The sequence below is a fragment of the Streptomyces sp. NBC_01317 genome (genome assembly GCF_035961655.1).
Lineage (GTDB): Bacteria > Actinomycetota > Actinomycetes > Streptomycetales > Streptomycetaceae > Streptomyces.
This window is the reverse complement of record NZ_CP108393.1, coordinates 1,439,698-1,457,235: the sequence shown is the minus strand read 5'-3', so window position 1 is coordinate 1,457,235 and position 17,538 is coordinate 1,439,698. Positions and strand designations below refer to the sequence as shown.

15 protein-coding genes are annotated in these 17,538 nt (G+C 71.4%); 5 read left to right on the top strand and 10 right to left on the bottom strand.

Features of this window, described 5'->3' with window-relative positions; translation table 11 throughout:
• Nucleotides 1–308: 308 nt before the first annotated feature.
• Genes OG349_RS06150 through OG349_RS06135 form a run of 4 tightly spaced genes read left to right on the top strand, consistent with a single transcriptional unit; the run spans nucleotide 309 to nucleotide 4,525 of the window.
• A complete protein-coding gene (locus tag OG349_RS06150; RefSeq protein WP_327233616.1) occupies nucleotides 309–1,223 on the top strand; it encodes an ABC transporter ATP-binding protein in 915 nt (304 codons plus the stop codon).
• Nucleotides 1,220–2,110: a branched-chain amino acid ABC transporter permease gene (locus OG349_RS06145; protein WP_327233615.1), complete on the top strand. Its 891-nt coding sequence runs from the start codon at nucleotides 1,220–1,222 to the stop codon at nucleotides 2,108–2,110. Before OG349_RS06150 ends, OG349_RS06145 begins: the two co-directional genes overlap by 4 nt.
• Nucleotides 2,103–3,257 (top strand): branched-chain amino acid ABC transporter permease, encoded by a 1,155-nt coding sequence (locus tag OG349_RS06140; protein ID WP_327233614.1) that lies wholly within the window; start codon nucleotides 2,103–2,105, stop codon nucleotides 3,255–3,257. The genes OG349_RS06145 and OG349_RS06140 overlap by 8 nt, the downstream gene beginning before the upstream one ends.
• Nucleotides 3,254–4,525, top strand: a complete 1,272-nt coding sequence (locus tag OG349_RS06135; RefSeq protein WP_327233613.1) for an ABC transporter substrate-binding protein — start codon at nucleotides 3,254–3,256, stop codon at nucleotides 4,523–4,525. Before OG349_RS06140 ends, OG349_RS06135 begins: the two co-directional genes overlap by 4 nt.
• A gap of 673 nt (nucleotides 4,526–5,198) precedes the next feature.
• On the opposite strand, the gene pssA is transcribed toward OG349_RS06135, so the two are convergent.
• From pssA to OG349_RS06090, 9 genes are all read right to left on the bottom strand, one after another.
• Nucleotides 5,199–6,053 (bottom strand): CDP-diacylglycerol--serine O-phosphatidyltransferase, encoded by an 855-nt coding sequence (gene pssA, locus OG349_RS06130; RefSeq protein ID WP_208298547.1) that lies wholly within the window; start codon nucleotides 6,051–6,053, stop codon nucleotides 5,199–5,201.
• Nucleotides 6,040–6,687: a phosphatidylserine decarboxylase gene (locus OG349_RS06125; protein ID WP_161309119.1), complete on the bottom strand. Its 648-nt coding sequence runs from the start codon at nucleotides 6,685–6,687 to the stop codon at nucleotides 6,040–6,042. The genes pssA and OG349_RS06125 overlap by 14 nt, the downstream gene beginning before the upstream one ends.
• Before the next feature lie 180 nt (nucleotides 6,688–6,867).
• The gene (locus tag OG349_RS06120; RefSeq protein ID WP_327233612.1) at nucleotides 6,868–8,094 is read right to left on the bottom strand and encodes an acyl-CoA dehydrogenase family protein; all 1,227 of its coding nucleotides are present in this window, start codon (nucleotides 8,092–8,094) and stop codon (nucleotides 6,868–6,870) included.
• A gap of 3 nt (nucleotides 8,095–8,097) precedes the next feature.
• Nucleotides 8,098–8,604 (bottom strand): MaoC family dehydratase, encoded by a 507-nt coding sequence (locus tag OG349_RS06115; protein ID WP_327233611.1) that lies wholly within the window; start codon nucleotides 8,602–8,604, stop codon nucleotides 8,098–8,100.
• 3 nt (nucleotides 8,605–8,607) lie between these two features.
• Entirely contained in the window at nucleotides 8,608–9,597 is a 990-nt protein-coding gene (locus tag OG349_RS06110) for an HpcH/HpaI aldolase/citrate lyase family protein (protein ID WP_327233610.1), read from the bottom strand.
• A complete protein-coding gene (locus tag OG349_RS06105; protein WP_327233609.1) occupies nucleotides 9,594–11,615 on the bottom strand; it encodes a protein meaA in 2,022 nt (673 codons plus the stop codon). Before OG349_RS06105 ends, OG349_RS06110 begins: the two co-directional genes overlap by 4 nt.
• Before the next feature lies 1 nt (nucleotide 11,616).
• Nucleotides 11,617–12,993, bottom strand: coding sequence for a crotonyl-CoA carboxylase/reductase (ccrA, locus tag OG349_RS06100; protein WP_327233608.1), 1,377 nt, complete (start codon nucleotides 12,991–12,993; stop codon nucleotides 11,617–11,619).
• A gap of 392 nt (nucleotides 12,994–13,385) precedes the next feature.
• On the bottom strand, nucleotides 13,386–14,198 hold the full coding sequence (locus OG349_RS06095) for a TetR family transcriptional regulator (RefSeq protein ID WP_442806207.1): 813 nt from the start codon (nucleotides 14,196–14,198) through the stop codon (nucleotides 13,386–13,388).
• Nucleotides 14,199–14,305: 107 nt separating this feature from the next.
• Nucleotides 14,306–16,111 carry a 3-hydroxyacyl-CoA dehydrogenase family protein gene (locus OG349_RS06090; protein ID WP_327233606.1) on the bottom strand — a complete coding sequence of 602 codons (1,806 nt, stop codon included), beginning with the start codon at nucleotides 16,109–16,111 and terminating at the stop codon, nucleotides 14,306–14,308.
• Nucleotides 16,112–16,463: 352 nt separating this feature from the next.
• Between OG349_RS06090 and OG349_RS06085 the strand changes: the two genes are divergently transcribed.
• Nucleotides 16,464–17,030: a HEAT repeat domain-containing protein gene (locus tag OG349_RS06085; RefSeq protein WP_327238469.1), complete on the top strand. Its 567-nt coding sequence runs from the start codon at nucleotides 16,464–16,466 to the stop codon at nucleotides 17,028–17,030.
• 73 nt (nucleotides 17,031–17,103) lie between these two features.
• Here the strand turns inward: OG349_RS06085 and OG349_RS06080 are convergent, their stop codons facing one another.
• Nucleotides 17,104–17,532: a RidA family protein gene (locus tag OG349_RS06080; protein WP_327233605.1), complete on the bottom strand. Its 429-nt coding sequence runs from the start codon at nucleotides 17,530–17,532 to the stop codon at nucleotides 17,104–17,106.
• Between the last annotated feature and the right edge of the window lie 6 nt (nucleotides 17,533–17,538).

The window sequence follows — 17,538 nt, the reverse complement described above, 5'->3', positions numbered from 1 at the left end:
CTCCTGCGCCGTGTGGCGCGGCGCTGGGTGGTGGCCCCACCCCGGGCGACCCGATGGCGGGGGCTCCCACGCCGGGTGGCGGTCAGCCCCCGCGCGAGCCGTCGCCGGGTGACCCGAGGCCGGGCGCTCCTACGCCGGGTGGCGCGGCACCGGATGGCACGCCGATGCAGGGGGACCCGTCGCCAGGCGCTCCCACGCCGGGTGGCACCACGACGCCGGGTGGCACGCCGGAGCCCGGGCGCGCCGAGACACGGGGCAGCGGGCGGCGCTGGGCCGCGGCGCGTGGTGGCTCGTGGCGTGGCCCCCGCGTGGGCGGCCCGTCCGCCGGCGGCCCGTCCGCCGGCGGCCCCGGCGGCGGTGATCCGCCCGGCGGACCGCCCTCCGAGCGGTCCCGCCCTCTCTCCGCCGAAGCGCCCCCCACCCTCACCCTCACCGACCTCACCGTCCGCTTCGCCGGGCTCACCGCCCTCGACGCCGTCTCCTTCACCGTCGAGCCCGGCAGTGTGCACGCCGTCATCGGGCCCAACGGCGCGGGCAAGTCCACCTGCTTCAACGTCCTTTCCGGCGTCTACCGGGCCACGGCGGGGAGCGTTCGCCTCGGTGACACCGAGCTGACCGGGCTCGCCCCGCACCGGATCGCCGCGCTTGGCATCGCCCGTACGTTCCAGAACCTCGCCCTGCCCCCGCACGCCACCGTCGCCGACAGCCTGCTGCTCGGCCGCCACCGGCTCACCCGCGCCGGTTTCCTCGCCACCGGGCTCGGGCTGCCCTCCGCCGCGCGGGAGGCCCGGCGCCACCGGGCCAGGGTCGCCGAGATCGCCGAGTTCGTCGGGCTCGCCGACGACCTCGACCGCCCGGCCGGGACCCTCCCGTACGGCAAACAGAAACTCGTCGAACTGGGCCGCGCGCTCTGCATGGAGCCCCGCGTGCTCCTCCTGGACGAGCCCGTCGCCGGGATGACGGCCGACGAACGGCGGCGCACGGCCGCCGTCGTCTCCGGGGTGCGTGACAGCCTCGGCATCTCGATCGTTCTGGTCGAACACGACATGGGGGTGGTGATGCGGCTCGCCGACACGGTGACCGTCCTCGACTTCGGCCGCGGGATCGCGAGTGGCCCGCCCGCGCGCGTACAGAACGATCCCGCCGTCGTACGCGCCTACCTGGGCGCCGACGCCGACGCCGACGCCGCGCCCGACCCCGCCGAGCAGGAGCCGACGCCGTGACCACCTTCATCGAACTCCTTCTCGGCGGCCTGTCCATGGGCTCCGTCTACGCCCTGATCGCCCTCGGCTTCGTGGTCATCTTCAAGGCCACCGAGGTCGTCAACTTCGCCCACGCCTCGCTCCTCCTGGCGGGCGGCTACCTCACCGCCGTCCTCCACGACGACCTGGGCTTCTGGCCCGCGCTCGCCCTCGGCGTCGCGGGCGCGGCGGTGGTCGGCTCCGCCGTCGAGTTCCTGGTGATGCGCCGTTACCGGGGCTCCGACCACAGCGTCCTCGCCATCGTCACCATCGGCGTCGACATCCTGCTGACCACCGAACTCACCCGCCGCCTCGGCACGGACGTGCTCGCGCTCGGCGACCCCTGGGGCGACCGTGTCCTCACCTTCGGCGGGGTCACCCTCGCCCAGACGCGGGTGGCCGCGTTTGTCGCCGCCGCGCTGCTGATCACGGCGTTCCTGCTCGCCTTCCGGTACACCACCTGGGGTGTGGCCATGCGCGCGGCGGCCGAGAACCCGACCACCGCCGCGCTGATGGGCGTACGGCTCGGCCGGGTCTCGCTCTCCGCGTGGGCGGTCGCCGGGGCCCTCGCCGCCGTCGCCGCGCTGTTCCTCACCGTCTTCCCGACCCCCGGCCTCGAACGTGCCACCTCCCTCGCCGCCCTCAAGGCCTTCCCCGCGGCCATCCTCGGCGGCCTCGACTCGACCACCGGCGCCCTGGCGGGCGGACTGATCGTCGGCGTCACCGAATCACTCGCCACCGGCTACCAGAGCGATCTGGCCTTCCTGGGACGCGGGATCGGCGACCTCGCGCCCTATCTCGTGATGGTCGCGGTCCTCCTCGTCCGGCCCGCCGGTCTCTTCGGCACGAAGGAGCCGGCCCGTGTCTGACGTCCAATCCTCTGACACCACGTCAAAGTCCGTCCTCAACGGGCGATCCGGCCGACCCGGCCGCGCCGGCCGACTCAGGCTCAAGCGCCTCCCCGCCGGCCCGCGCCCCTACCTGTGGACCGCCACCACCCTCGTCCTCCTCGCCCTCCCCTTCTACGCCGACCGCTTCTGGCTCCAGGCCGGCCTCTTCGCGATGGCCGCCGCGATCGGCGCCATCGGCCTCAACCTCCTCACCGGCGCCACCGGCCAACTCTCCATGGGGCACGCCTTCTTCCTCGCCGTAGGCGCGTACGGCTACTGCCTCTTCGCCGGTGACGGCCGCGCCGAGAACGGCCACCGCCTTGTCGGCCTCGGTCTGCCCACCTGGCTGGCCGCCGTCCTCGCCGTGCTCCTCGCGGGCGTGGCCGGCGGCTTGTTCAGCCCCATCGCGGGCCGGCTGCGCGGTGCCTACCTGGGCATCGCCACCCTCGCCCTGATCTTCATCGGCCAGCACCTCCTCTTCAACGCCGGTGACCTGACCGGGGGGTTCAACGGACGTGCCGTCCCACCGCTCTCCCTCTTCGGCGTGACCTTCGACGACACCGAGACCGTCGTGGCGGCCGTCCCCTTCCACTCCTCGGAGAAACTCTGGTACGTGGGCCTCGCCGCCCTCCTCGCGGGCGGCCTCTTCGCCCGCGGCGTGCTGCGCGGACGGCCGGGACGGGCCATGAACGCCATCCGCGACCACCGCGTCGCCGCCGGGGTGATGGGCGTGCCGGTGGCCCGCTACCGCGCCGCCGTCTTCGTCCTGTCCTCGATGTACGCGGGCCTCGCGGGCGTCCTGCTCGCCCTGCTCTTCCAACGCACCGTGCCCGACTACTTCGGCATGGTCCTCGCCCTCGAATACCTGGCGATGATCGTCATCGGCGGGCTCGGGACCGTCGCGGGCGCCGTCGTCGGCGCCGCCTTCGTCTCCCTGCTGCCCCAGCTCCTCACCCACTACAGCGACAGCCTGCCGCTGGTCTCCGACCCCGGCACCGGAGGCCTCGCCCCCGGCGAGGCCTCCCGCTACCTGTACGGCGCCGCGATCGTCGCGGTGGTCCTGTTCCTGCCCGGCGGTCTCACCCGCCCGACTCTGTCCCCACGGTCCTCACGGGAGAAGACATGAAGCCAACAGCCCGTCACACCCTGAGGGGTGGCGCCGCGCTCCTGGCCGCCCTGGCCCTCGCCCTCACCGGATGCAGCGGCAAGGCCGGCGAGAAGGACACGAAGAGCGAGGACGCCGGGGGAGTACGTACCGGGGTCGGCGTCACCGCGAAGACCATCAAGCTCGGCGTGCTCACCGACATGACCGGGGTGTACGCCTCCCTCGGCAAGAGCGTCACCCAGGCCCAGCGGTTGTGGGCGAAGCAGACCAACGCGGCGGGCGGGATCTGCGGCCGTACGATCGAGCTGACCGTGCGCGACCACGGCTACGACCCGCAGAAGGCCGTCGCCGCGTACACCGAACTCGCCCCCGGCGTCCTCGGCTTCGCCCAGTTCATCGGCTCCCCGTTCGTCGCCGCCGTCGAACCGCGCATCGACGGCCAGGACAAGGGACTTGTGCTGCCGCAGGCGTGGTCGGCGTCGCTCCTCGGCAGCCCGTACGTCCGCGTGATCGGTGCCACGTACGACGTCGAGACCATCAACGCCGTCGACTACCTCCTCGCGGAGAAGCGCGTCGCGAAGGGCGACAAGATCGGCCATGTCTACTTCGAGGGCGACTACGGCGAGAACGCGCTCGTGGGGTCCAAGTACGCCGCCCGGCAAGCCGGGTTGACCGTCGTCGAGCAGAAGATCAAGCCGACGGACAACGACATGTCCGCGCAGGTCGCCGCGCTCAAGCGGGCCGGCGTCAAGGCGGTGATCGTCAGCGCGGGCCCCCGGCAGGCGGCCTCGCTCGTCGGGGTCGCCGCGGCCACCGGCTTCCAGGTGCCCGTGATCGGGAACAACTCCGCCTTCGCGCCCCAACTCCTCGCCACCCCGGCCGGACCCGCCCTGATGAAGGACTACTACGTCGCCTCCTCCACCCTCCCCATCGGCTCCACGGAACCGGCACCGGCGAAGCTCGCGAAGGAGTACGCGGCGGCCTACCCCAAGGACGTGCTCGACAACGGTGTGGTCGCCGGATACACCGCCGGGCAGGTCTACGGCGATGTCCTCAAGAAGGCCTGCGCGGCGAAGGACCTGACGCGGGAGGGGGTGGGCAAGGCGCTGCTCACCGTGACCGCGTACCAGAGCGGCTTCGGCATCACGCACAACTTCTCCGACCCGGCCGCGCCGTCCACCCGCGAGTCCGTGATCATGAAGCCGGACGACAAGGTCCCCGGCGGCCTGCGCGTGGTGCGCCCGGCCGAGGTCGCGAAGGCGGCGGAGTCCTTCCAGGTGGGCGGCTGAAGCCAGGTCTCCAGCCGGGGCGCGCGGATACGGAACGCCCGCCCCGACGAGGCGCGGCCCCTGAGTGCGCTCGTCCCGCGCTCCAAGGCGCACCGGGGGTGCGACGCCACGTTCCCGGCCGCCTGCCGGTCCGACCTCACCCTCGCCGCCGCCGCCGACGAGCAGCAGCCGCAGCTCGGCCCCCACAGCCGGGCCGCCGCGGCCGGACCCACCGCGGCGACGGTGACGCACTCGGCCAGGGCGAGCCGCCTGGCGGCCTTCGATCCGGTGGCGTCCAGCCGCTCGACGGCAGCCGATCCGCCGACGACCGGCCGGGGGGCGGTCCGCCCAGCGGCAACCGATCCGGTAGCGGCCGGCCCGGCGGCGGTCTGTCCGGCGGCGACGCCCTGCTCAGCGTCCACCTGCCGTGCGGTGACCGACCCCGGCATCGTCCACCTGTCCGGCGGCGACCGATCCGCCGGCGGCCGGCCCGGGGGCGGCCTGCCCAGGCGTGTCACATCCGGCACCCGATCCGCGCGATGGCCAGGGTCGCGCCCGGCAGCGGAAGGCCCTCCGTCACGGACAGGCGGGCCGCCAGCCGGGCGGCCGCGGAGTCCTGCACGCGGGCACAGGGGTGCGCAAAGGGGCCCGGGTGCTTCCGCACCCGGGCCCCTTTCCGTACGACCGTCTACCGCTACGGCAGCTGCGCCGCCCGCGCCTCACGCCGGTTGTCGCGGAACGTGTTCACCCGCCGCGCCGTGGCGAAGAGCGGAATCACCGCCCCCGTCACCACCTGGAGCGCACACCCGGTCTGGAGCAGCAGCTGACCGCCCGGCGCGTCGAACGCCCACGCCGCCAGCAGCCCCATCGAGACCACGATCCAGCTGAGCATCGCCACCGCGAGCACCCCCCGCGGCTTCGGGTACTCGACCCGGCTCACCATCAGCCACGCCACCCCGATGATCGCGAGCAGCGTCGGCACGAAGGGAAGCTCCAGCAGCACGATCGAGATGACCGTCAGCGCGCCGAACGGGCTCGGCATGCCCTGGAACATGCCGTCCCTGATCGTCACGCAGGAGAATCTGGCCAGCCTGAGCACCACCGCCAGCAGGACCACGATCGCCGCCAGCGCCGAGACCCGCTGATGCGCGTCGTCCGCGACCATGCCGTACACCAGTACGAAGTACGCCGGTGCGAGGCCGAAGCTGATCAGGTCGGAGAGGTTGTCCAGCTCCGCGCCCATCGGCGAGCTGCGGAGCTTGCGCGCCACCAGCCCGTCGAACAGGTCGAAGATCGCCGCGCAGAGCATGAGGATCACGGCCGTCGCGGCGGAGTGCCGCGCCATGCCGCTCTCGTCGCTGCCCGTGAGGTGTGGGATCAGGATGCCGGTGGTGGTGAAGTACACCGCCATGAAGCCACAGGTGGCGTTACCGAGCGTGAGCGTGTCCGCTATCGACAGTCTCATCGACAGCGGCATGTCCTCCGCGTCGTCCTCCGCCTGGGCCTCGGCGACCCAGCCGGCCTGCGTCTCAGGATCAATCACGGTCAATTCGAGTCACCCCTGCGGTCGTGGTCTGACCGACCTCGACGGCGACATCGACACCTTCCGGAAGGTAGATGTCGACGCGCGAGCCGAAACGGATGAGGCCGATGCGCTCGCCCTGTTCCACCTTGGTGCCCTGGGGGAGGTACGGGACGATGCGGCGGGCCACCGCGCCCGCGATCTGCACCATCTCGATGTCGCCCAGCTCGGTGTCGAAGTGCCAGACAACGCGCTCGTTGTTCTCGCTCTCCTTGTTGAACGCCGGGACGAACCCGCCCGGGATGTGCTCGACCGAGGTCACCGTGCCCGCGAGGGGGGCGCGGTTCACATGGACGTTCAGCGGGCTCATGAAGATGGCGACCCGGGTGCGCCCGTCCTTCCACGGCATGATGCTCTGCACCACTCCGTCGGCCGGCGAGATGACCCGGGCCTGGGTGATCTCCCGCTCGGGGTCGCGGAAGAACCACAGCATGCCCGCCGCGAGAGCGGTGGCGGGTACGGCGAGAACGGCGGCGCGCCGCGAGTGGCGCGCCCTGACCAGGCTGATCGCGGCGGTGGCGACGGTCGGCAGAAGCCACGGCGATGCTCCGCGCGCGAGGCGGACCCGGCCGCGTGGTGCAGAGGTTTGGCTGTGGGGCATGGATGACCTTCGTAGCGGATGATGCCGCGCTGGCAACGGGGGACGGCGGCTTTACGACGATGGTATCGGTTGCGAGGAGCAACTGAGCAAGCCAGCAGTCGAGTCGAGCGGCTTGAAGCCAGCGGGAGAGGACAACAGGGTGTGATCTTCTTCGCGGCGAAATCGGCTCAAAAGAGACAATCAGCCCTGGATTTGATACTCCTCCAGCAGTCGGCGGCCAATGATCATTTTCTGGATCTCGGCGGTACCTTCGCCGATCAGCAGCATCGGCGCCTCGCGGTACAGGCGCTCGATCTCGTACTCCTTGGAGAAGCCGTACCCGCCGTGGATCCGGAAGGCGTCCTCGACGACTTCCTTGCAGTACTCGGACGCGAGGTACTTCGCCATCCCTGCCTCCAGGTCGTTTCGTTCCCCGGAGTCCTTTTTGCGTGCCGCGTTGACCATCATCGCATGCGCCGCTTCGACCTTGGTGGCCATTTCGGCCAGCTTGAACTGGATCGCCTGGTGCTGGGCGATCGGCTTGCCGAAGGTGTGGCGCTGCTGGGCGTACGAGATACCCAGCTCGAAGGCGCGCCGGGCCACCCCGCACCCCCGCGCGGCCACGTTCACCCGGCCGATCTCGACCCCGTCCATCATTTGGTAAAACCCACGGCCGGTGGTGCCGCCGAGGACCCGATTGGCCGGAATGCGCAGTCCGTCCATGATGAGCTCGGTGGTGTCGACGCCTTTGTACCCCATCTTGTCGATCTTCCCGGGGATGGTGAGACCCGGGCGCACCACACCGAACCCCGGCTCCTTCTCCACCAGGAACGTGGTCATCGAGCGGTGCGGCGGTGGGGGCGGTGTGGCCGGTGTGCTGCCGGGGGGCTGCCCCTCGTCGCTGCGGCACAACACCGCGACGAGTGTGGACGTACCCCCGTTGGTGAGCCACATCTTCTGGCCGTTCAGGACGTACGTGCCGCCGTCCCTGACGCCCCTGGACGTGATGGCGGACACGTCGGAGCCCAGCGCCGGCTCCGACATCGAGAACGCCCCGCGCACCTCGCCCAGCGCCATCCTCGGCAGGAACGTGTCCTTCTGCTCGTCGGTGCCGTACTGCTTCAGCAGGTACGCCACGATGAAGTGGGTGTTGATGATGCCCGACACCGACATCCAGCCCCGGGCGATCTCCTCCACGCACAGCGCGTATGTGAGGAGGGACTCACCCAGACCGCCGTACTCCTCGGGGATCATCAGCCCGAACAGGCCGAGATCCTTGAGGCCCTCGACGATCCGCGTCGGGTACTCGTCGCGGTGTTCCAGCTCGGTGGCGACCGGCAGGATCTCCTTGTCGGTGAAGTCCCTGACGGTCGCCAGGATCTCCCGCTGGACGTCGGTCAGTCCGGCTGTCTGGGCGAGTCGGCTCATCTCTCACTTCTCCCGGGGCTCCGGGCGGCCGGGCTGCTCGCCGCCGCGCTGGTCGATGTAGGTCTTCGTCGGCACCATCACCTTGCGGCGGAACACACACACCACCGTGCCGTCCTGCGTGTAGCCCTTCGTCTCCACGTACACGACCCCGCGGTCGCTCTTCGACCGGGACGGTGTGGTGGCCAGCACGGTCGTCTCGCCGTACAGCGTGTCGCCGTGGAAGGTCGGCGCCACGTGCCGCAGCGACTCGACCTCCAGATTGGCGATCGCCTTGCCGGAGACGTCGGGCACCGACATCCCCAGCAGCAGCGAGTAGACGTAGTTCCCCACGACGACGTTCTTGCCGAAGTCCGTCGTCGTCTCCGCGTAGTTGCTGTCGAGGTGCAGGGGGTGGTGGTTCATGGTGAGCAGGCAGAAGAGATGGTCGTCGTACTCGGTCACCGTCTTGCCCGGCCAGTGCTTGTAGACGGCGCCGACCTCGAACTCCTCAAAGGTCCGTCCGAACCGCATCGTTCACCCCTCCGGGATCTCGAACGCGGTGGTACGGCTCATCCCGGCGGCCCGCCCCTTGCCCGCGATCACCAGCGCCATCTTGCGGCTCGCCTCGTCGATCATCTCGTCGCCGAGCATCGCGGACCCCTTCTTGCCGCCCGCCTCCGACGTGGCGTGGTCGTACGCGTCGAGGATCAGCTCGGCGTGGTCGTAGTCCTCCTGCGCCGGGGAGAAGATCTCGTTGGCCGCGTCGATCTGGCCCGGGTGCAGCACCCACTTGCCGTCGTAGCCGAGCGCGGCGGCGCGCCCCGCCACCTCGCGGAACGCGTCCACGTCACGGATCTGGAGGTACGGACCGTCGATCGCCTGGAGATCGTGGGTACGGGCCGCCATCAGGATGCGCATCAGGATGTAGTGGTACGCGTCCGCGCCGTAGCCGGGCGGCTGTTGCCCGACCACGAGGGTCTTCATGTTGATCGACGCCATGAAGTCGGCCGGGCCGAAGACGATGGTCTCCAGCCGGGGCGAGGCGGCGGCGATCGCGTCGACGTTCACCAGGCCCTTGGCGTTCTCGATCTGCGCCTCGATCCCGATCTTCCCGACCTCGAAGCCCATGGTCTTCTCGATCTGGGTGAGCAGCAGGTCGAGGGCGACGATCTGCTGCGCGTCCTGGACCTTCGGCAGCATCAGGCAGTCGAGGTTGTGGCCCGCGCCCTCGACCACCGTGACGACGTCGCGGTACGTCCAGTGGGTCGTCCAGTCGTTCACCCGGACGACCCGGATCTTGCCCGTCCAGTCACCCTTGTTGAGCGCGTCGACGATGGTGTGCCGGGCGCCCTCCTTGGCGAGCGGCGCGCACGCGTCCTCCAGGTCGAGGAAGACCTGGTCCGCCGCCAGCCCCTGGGCCTTCTCCAGGAAGCGCGGGTTCGAGCCCGGTACGGCGAGGCACGAGCGGCGCGGGCGCAGCCGGTTCACGGGGACCTCGGTCGGGGGGATCGCTGGGGCTGTCATGCGGAGACCTCCAAGGGGTCGAGCGGGTCGAGCTTGTTCGCCGTACGGATCTCGTCGACGATACGGCCGATGATCTCGGTGATCCCGAAGTCCTTCGGGGTGAAGACGGCGGCCACCCCGGCCGCCCGCAGCGCGGTCGCGTCGGCGCCCGGGATGATCCCGCCGACGACGACCGGGATCTCCCCGGCGCCCGCCTCGCGCAGCCGTACGAGCACGTCGGGCACGAGCGCCGCGTGCGAGCCGGACAGGATCGACAGCCCCACGCAGTGCACGTCCTCGGCGAGCGCGGCGTCCACGATCTGCTCGGGGGTCAGCCGGATGCCCTGGTAGACCACTTCGAAGCCGGCGTCCCGCGCCCGTACGGCGATCTGCTCGGCGCCGTTCGAGTGGCCGTCCAGCCCCGGCTTGCCCACCAGCAGCCGCAGCCGCCCCGAGCCCAGTTCCGCGGCCGTACGCGCCACCCTGTCCCGTACGGCGGCCAGCGGGCTGCCGCTCTCGGCGCTCACCGCGACCGGTGCCCCGCCCACCCCCGTCGGCGCGCGGAACTCACCGAACACGCCCCGCAGCGCCTCCGACCACTCGCCGGTCGTCACCCCGGCCCGCGCGCACGCGACCGTCGCCTCCATCAGGTTGCCGGTGCCCTCGGCGGCGGTCACCAGGGCGGCCACCGAGGCGGTCGCCCGCTCCTCGTCCCGCGCCGCCCGCCAGGCGCCCAGCGCCGCCACCACCCGTGCCTCGTTCGCCGGATCGACCGTCATGATCGCCGTGTCCAGGTCGGCGGTGAGCGGGCTGGGCTCGGTCGACTCGTAGCAGTTGACCCCGACGATCCGCTCCTCGCCCGACTCGATCCGGGCCCGCCGGGCCGCGTGCGAGGACACCAGCTCCGACTTGAGGTAGCCGGACTCCACGGCCGCCATCGCGCCGCCCATCGCCTCGATACGGTCCATCTCGGCGAGACTCTCCGCCACCAGGTCCTTCACCTCGGCCTCGACCACGTGCGAACCCTCGAAGAGGTCGGGGTACTCCAGCAGGTCCGACTCGTCCGCCAGCACCTGTTGTATGCGCAGCGACCACTGCTGGTCCCACGGCCGGGGCAGCCCCAGCGCCTCGTTCCAGGCCGGCAGCTGTACGGCGCGGGCGCGCGCGTCCTTGGACAGCGTCACGGCCAGCATCTCCAGGACGATCCGCTGGACGTTGTTCTCCGGCTGCGCCTCCGTCAGCCCCAGCGAGTTGACCTGCACGCCGTAGCGGAAGCGCCGCTGCCTGGCGTCCCCGATGCCGTACCGCTCCCGGGTCACCCGGTCCCAGATGCGGGAGAAGGCCCGCATCTTGCACATCTCCTCGACGAAGCGGACGCCCGCGTTCACGAAGAAGGAGATGCGGGCGACCACCTCGCCCCTGCGGTCGTCGGGGATCCGCCCCGACGCGAACACCGCGTCCAGCACGGCGATCGCGGTGGACATCGCGTACGCGATCTCCTGGACGGGGGTGGCCCCGGCCTCCTGGAGGTGGTAGCTGCAGATGTTGATCGGATTCCACCGGGGGAGGTGGTGGACCGTGTACGTGATCATGTCGGTCGTGAGGCGCAGGCTCGGCACGGGCGGGAAGACATGGGTCCCGCGCGAGAGGTACTCCTTGACGATGTCGTTCTGCGTCGTCCCCTGGAGCAGCGAGACGTCCGCGCCCTGCTCCTCGGCGACCACCTGGTAGAGCGCCAGCAGCCACATGGCGGTGGCGTTGATGGTCATCGAGGTGTTCGTACGCTCCAGGGGGATGTCATGGAACAGCCGCCGCATGTCGCCCAGATGCGAGACCGGGACCCCGACCCGGCCGACCTCGCCGCGCGCCAGGATGTGGTCGGGGTCGTAACCGGTCTGGGTGGGCAGGTCGAACGCGACGGAGAGGCCCGTCTGCCCCTTGGCGAGGTTGCGGCGGTAGAGCGCGTTGGACGCCTCGGCCGTGGAGTGGCCCGCGTACGTCCGCATGAGCCAGGGCCGGTCCTTCGGGCGCCTCGCCATGTCAGTGGACCCCGCCGTGGGCGGCGAGCGGCTGCGCCCGTACGTCGTCGCGGAACAGGTTGATGGCGTCGAGGTGGCGCGCGCGCAGCTCCTCGTCGCGTACCCCGAGGCCTTCGGCGGGGGCCAGCGCCAGGACGCCGACCTTCCCCTGGTGGCGGTTGCGGTGGACGTCGTACGCGGCCTGGCCGGTGTCCTCCAGGGCGTACACCTTGGACAGTGTGGGGTGGATCTTTCCCTTGGCGACCAGCCGGTTGGCCTCCCACGCCTCGCGGTAGTTGGCGAAGTGCGAGCCGACGATCCGCTTGAGCGACATCCACAGGTAGCGGTTGTCGTACTCGTGGGTGAAGCCCGAGGTCGAGGCGCAGGTGACGATCGTGCCGCCCTTGCGGGTGACGTACACACTCGCGCCGAAGGTCTCGCGCCCCGGGTGCTCGAAGACGATGTCCACGTCCTCCCCGCCGGTCAGTTCGCGGATGCGCTTGCCGAACCGCTTCCACTCGCGCGGGTCCTGGTGGTGCTCGTCCGGCCAGAACGTGTAGCCCTCCGCGGAGCGGTCGATGATCGCCTCGGCGCCCATCCGCCGGCACAGCTCCGCCTTCCGGTCGCTGGAGACGACACAGATCGGGTTGGCTCCGCCCGCGAGCGCGAACTGGGTGGCGTACGAACCGAGTCCGCCGCTCGCCCCCCAGATCAGCACGTTGTCGCCCTGCTTCATCCCCGCGCCGTTGCGCGAGACGAGCTGGCGGTACGCGGTGGAGTTGACGAGTCCGGGGGCCGCCGCCTCCTCCCAGCTGAGGTGCTGGGGTTTCGGCATCAGCTGGTTGGACTTCACCAGCGCGATCTCCGCCAGGCCGCCGAAGTTGGTCTCGAAGCCCCAGATCCGCTGCTCGGGGTCGAGCATGGTGTCGTTGTGGCCGTCCGAGCTCTCCAGCTCGACGGAGAGGCAGTGGGCCACCACTTCGTCGCCGGGGCGCCAGGAGTTGACGCCGGGTCCGGTGCGCAGCACGACGCCCGCCAGGTCGGAGCCGATGACGTGGTACGGCAGGTCGTGGCGGCGCGCGAGGTCGCTGAGCCTGCCGTACCGCTCCAGGAATCCGAAGGTCGCCATCGGCTCGAAGATGGACGTCCAGACCGAGTTGTAGTTCACCGAGCTGGCCATGACGGCCACGAGGGCCTCGCCGGGGCCGAGTTCGGGCACGGGAACGTCGTCGAGGTGCAGGGATTCGCGCGGGTCCTTCTCCGCGGTGGGAAGGCCGGCGAACATCTCCGTCTCGTCCTTGTGGACGGTCACGGCGCGGTACGAGTCGGGGAGGGGCAGTGCGGCGAAGTCGGCGGGCGTGGAGTCCGGCGACTGGATGGCGTCCAGGATGTCCTTCACGGTGGTGCCTCCGGCGAAGCTGGGGGTGGTGTGGGACGTCGCCTTCCGAGGTGTGACCTCGGGCCGGGCAGGGTGCTGCTGAGCGGCGCCGGGTGGGCGCGAGGGTGCCTGTGACGCAGGCGTCCGGGCCACAAGCGCGAAGGCTTGCGGGAACAGCCGGACACCTTCAACGTATGGCACGGTGTGACACCTGGCAAGGCACTGGGTGCCAGGTTTTTCTCTCACTTGTCAGCCTCGTGGCACGCATGAGCCATACCTACCGCCCGGAATGCGGTGAATATCAGCTGGGTGAGGCGAATGTGCGGTCGAACGTGTGGCGGATGTGCCCTTCTGGGCGTCCGCTCGCCGGATGCCCGCTCGCTGGGTGTCCGCCCGCTGGGTGTTTGCCCGCGCTACGCGTCCTTCAGCGCCCGCTTGATCGTCCGCATGACCTCGTCCAGCGGCGCGTCGGTGTGCGCCACGGCCACCAGGACGTCCCCGCCGGTACGGGCGGTGACCGCCGGGCGCTCGGGCTTGCCGCCCATCGAGAGGCCCGCGCCGATCCCCGGGCCGAACGTGTCACGGACGATCGCGAAGGCGTGGTCGAGCTGCGCCTCCACGTCCCCCTGGCCGCCGGCCCGCAGCCACCGCCGCAGCACATGGTTGTGCGCGGTGACGACCGCGGACGCGGCCACCTCCGCCAGCAGCGGGTCGTCGTTGCCGTCGGTGTGGTCCAGCTCGTCGAAGTGGCCCAGCAGATAGCGGGTGAACAGTCGCTCGTAGCGGGCCACCGAGGCGATCTCCCGCTCCCGCAGGGTCGGCACCTCGCGGGTGAGGCGGTAGCGCTCCACGGAGACCGCGGGCGAGGCCGCGTACATCCGCATGACTTCCTTGATGCCCCGGCAGATCGTGTCGATCGGGTGCTCGTGGGACGGCGCGGCGTTGAGGACCGCCTCGGCCCGGACGAGGGTGTCGTCGTGGTCGGGGAAGATCGCCTCTTCCTTGGAGCGGAAGTGCCGGAAGAACGTCCTGCGGGCCACCCCGGCCGCCGCGGCGATCTCGTCGACCGTCGTCGCCTCGTACCCCTTGGTCGCGAACAGCTCCATGGCCGCGGCGGCCAGCTCACGGCGCATCTTCAGCCGCTGCGCGGCCGCCTTGGTCCCCGCGGCGCTCTCGGGAGCGTCGGACCTGGGGTTCTTACGGGACGACTCGGCGGACTGCGACATGAGGTGAACGTACTGCATCCACGCGGGGGTGCGCGCCCGCAGTCGCGCACCCGCGGCCCCTGGTCAGCGGCGGAGGCGCGCGCGTTCAGCGGTGGACCCGCTCGCGTTCAGCGGCGGAGGTGCTCGCGGAAGCCCCGGCCCGACTTGCGGCCCAGGCAGCCCGCCGCCACCAGGTGCTCCAGCAGCGGCGCGGGCGCCAGGCCCGGGTCGCGGAACTCCTGGTGCAGCACCCGCTCGATCGCCAGCGAGACATCGAGACCCACCACGTCCAGCAGCTCGAAGGGGCCCATGGGATAGCCGCCGCCGAGCTTCATCGCCGTGTCGATGTCGTCGAGGGTCGCGTAATGCTCCTGGACCATTTTCACGGCGTTGTTGAGGTACGGGAACAGCAGGGCGTTCACGATGAACCCGGCCCGGTCGCCGCAGTCCACCGGGTGTTTGCGGAGGCGGGCGCACACCTCGTGGGCGGTGGCGCGGACGTCGTCGGCGGTCAGGACCGTACGGACCACCTCGACCAGTTTCATCGCGGGCGCCGGGTTGAAGAAGTGCATCCCGACGACGTCCTGGGGACGGGAGGTCGCCCGGGCACAGGCGATGACCGGCAGGGAGGAGGTGGTCGTGGCGAGGACCGCGCCGGGGCGGCAGACCTTGTCGAGCGTCCCGAAGAGCTGCCTCTTCACTGCCAGGTCCTCGGCGACCGCCTCGACGGCGAGGTCCACCTCGGCGAAGGCGTCGAGCGTGCCCGCCGTTCGGATCCGGGCCAGGGTCTCCTCGCGGGCGTCCTCCGTCAGCCGGCCCTTGGCGACCGAGCGGGCGAGGGAGGCGGCGACCCGGTCCTTGGCACCCTGTGCCTTCTCGGGGCTCCTGGCGGCCAGGACCACGTCCAATCCGGCCTTGGCGAAGACCTCGGCGATCCCGCTCGCCATCGTGCCGGAGCCCGCGACGCCGACGGACCTGACGGTCCTGCCCGCGACGGGGCCCGTGCCGTCCGCCGGGGTGAGGGCGTCGGGGACGGGCGTGGCGCTGCCCGGCCCGGCGTACGTATAGAAGCCGCGCCCGGACTTCCGGCCGGTCAGCCCGGCCTCGCTGAGCTGGCCGAGGATGGGGGCGGGGGCGTGCAGCCGGTCGTGGGACGCGCTGTACATCGCTTCCAGGACCGTTCGCGCGGTGTCGATCCCGATCAGGTCGAGCAGGGCGAGCGGGCCCATCGGCAGGCCGCAGCCCAGCCGCATCGCCGCGTCGATGTCGGCTCGGGAGGCGTAGCCGGACTCGTACATGGCGGCGGCCTGGTTGAGATAGCCGAAGAGCAGGCCGTCCGCGACGAACCCCGGGCGGTCGCCCACGGCGACGGGCTCCTTGCCCAGCTCACGGGCGAGGGCGGTGACCGCCTCGACCGCCCGGGGCGAGGTGAGGACGGAGGAGACCACCTCGACCAGCTTCATCGCGGGCGCGGGATTGAAGAAGTGCAGGCCGAGGACGCGTTCGGGGTGCGCGGAGTCGGCGGCCAGCCGGGTCACCGACAGGGCGTTCGTCCCCGTCGCGAGGATCGTGCCGGGACCGACGATCCCGTCCAGCTCCCGGAACACCTGCTGCTTGGTCTCGTACGACTCCGGCACGACCTCGATGACGAGCGGGGCGTCGGCGGCGGCGCGCAGGTCGGAGAAGGTGCGCAGGCGCGTGAGCACGGTGCGCCGCTCGTCCTCCGTGAGGCGTCCGCGTTCCACGGCCCGCGCGGTGGACGCCTCGATCGCGGCGACGGCCCGGCCGGCGGCCGCGTCGCTGATGTCGATGCCGATGACCTCGCGGCCGGCCCGCGCGAGGGTCTCGGCGATGCCGGTGCCCATGGTGCCGAGGCCGACCACGGCGACGGTGGGGAGGGCCAAGGTGTGAGGGGTGTCCGAGGGGATGTCCATGAGGGACTCCAGGGGGAGGGGGTGACGACTGGGGGCGGCGCACGGCACGCGTACGGGTGCTCGGTGCTCCGCTGGGGCCGACGCGCTGCGGAGCGCGCGGCTGATGCGGGTCGCTGAAAGGGGCGACGGGCTCTGTTCCGGAGCCGCGCCGTTGTCTGGAACCGACAGCACTCGCGATGGCTGCGTCACCAGGCCACGCGAGTCGCGGGGGTTTCCCGCTCATCTGAGGTTAACCGACGAGTAACGAGCGCGCCAGACCTGGGCGGCCCCTTGTCCGCGTCTCTTGCCGGCCGGATCAGGAACGCCGGGCACCTATCCTCGGCGTCATGGATGTGGGTCATGGATGAGCGTCATGGATGAGGACTTCCGCTCGCTCGCGGACCGCGTACGGGACGAGTCGGGCGGGTCCGCCGCGTGCGAGCGGCTCCTGACCACCGGCGATCAGGAGGAACTGGCCGGGGTGCTCGTGGAGCGCAAACGGCCGCTGTGGGCGCGGGAGATCGCCGCGTTCCGGCTGGGGTGCGGGGGTGACCGGCGGGCGTTCGAGGCGCTGGTGCTGCTGCTCAACCACCGTGATCCGGAGCGCTGCGTGAGCGCGTCGTACGCGCTGGCGCGGCTGGCCGACCCGCGCACGGCCCGCGCCGCGGCGGCCCTCGCGACCAACACCCTGCGCACGGCGTACGCCCTGCACCCGGTACGCCTCCTCACGGAGCTGCGCGCCCCGGAGTCCGTCCCCGTACTGATCGCCACCCTGGAACGCCTGTCCGCCCCGGACGAACCGCACTGGCGGGTTGCCCTGGCCTGCGTCGAGGGCCTGCACCACCTGGCGGACCCCCGCGCCCGCCCGTCCCTGGAGGGAGCGCGGTCCCACCCCCGCCTGACCGACGCGGCGACGGCGGCGCTGAGATCCTTGCCGTAGCCGTAGCCGTAGCCGTAGCCGTAGCCGTAGCCGTAGCCGTAGCCGCACCGCCCGCCTCCGGCGCGCGGCGTCCTCAATCGCCGGACGGGCTGGACGAGCCGGACGGGGGCGGGGTGACGGCGAACGCCTCTATCTCCACCAGGAGTTCCGGGCGGATCAGGGCCGCTACCTGGAACGCCGAGCTCGCCGGAGGGCGCTTCGGGTCGATCACCGCGTCGCGGGCCTCCCGTATCGCGGGGAGGTGGGCCACGTCCGTCACGAAGAACGTCAGCTTCACGACGTCGTCGAACGTGGCGTCCGCCGCCGCGAGGCAGCGGCGCAGGTTTTCGAACACCTGGCGTGCCTGGGCCGCCGGGTCGTTCACGCCCACGATTCCGCCGTCCTCGTCGAACGCGCACTGGCCCGAGATCGCGACGAAGCGGCCCGTGCCCCAGACCACATGGCTGTAGCCGTTGCCGGGGGCGACCCCTTCCGGGGCGGTCACATGCGTGAGGTGTGTCATGGGTCC

Bases quoted from the DNA above. Each gene is read 5' to 3' on its own strand.
- OG349_RS06135 (WP_327233613.1), top strand. From the start codon at position 3,254: ATGAAGCCAACAGCCCGTCACACCCTGAGGGGTGGCGCCGCGCTCCTG.
- OG349_RS06125 (WP_161309119.1), bottom strand. From the start codon at position 6,687: ATGCCCCACAGCCAAACCTCTGCACCACGCGGCCGGGTCCGCCTCGCG.
- OG349_RS06120 (WP_327233612.1), bottom strand. From the start codon at position 8,094: ATGAGCCGACTCGCCCAGACAGCCGGACTGACCGACGTCCAGCGGGAG.
- OG349_RS06115 (WP_327233611.1), bottom strand. From the start codon at position 8,604: ATGCGGTTCGGACGGACCTTTGAGGAGTTCGAGGTCGGCGCCGTCTAC.
- OG349_RS06110 (WP_327233610.1), bottom strand. From the start codon at position 9,597: ATGACAGCCCCAGCGATCCCCCCGACCGAGGTCCCCGTGAACCGGCTG.
- OG349_RS06105 (WP_327233609.1), bottom strand. From the start codon at position 11,615: ATGGCGAGGCGCCCGAAGGACCGGCCCTGGCTCATGCGGACGTACGCG.
- OG349_RS06095 (WP_442806207.1), bottom strand. From the start codon at position 14,198: ATGTCGCAGTCCGCCGAGTCGTCCCGTAAGAACCCCAGGTCCGACGCT.
- OG349_RS06090 (WP_327233606.1), bottom strand. From the start codon at position 16,111: ATGGACATCCCCTCGGACACCCCTCACACCTTGGCCCTCCCCACCGTC.
- OG349_RS06085 (WP_327238469.1), top strand. From the start codon at position 16,464: ATGGATGAGGACTTCCGCTCGCTCGCGGACCGCGTACGGGACGAGTCG.
- OG349_RS06080 (WP_327233605.1), bottom strand. From the start codon at position 17,532: ATGACACACCTCACGCATGTGACCGCCCCGGAAGGGGTCGCCCCCGGC.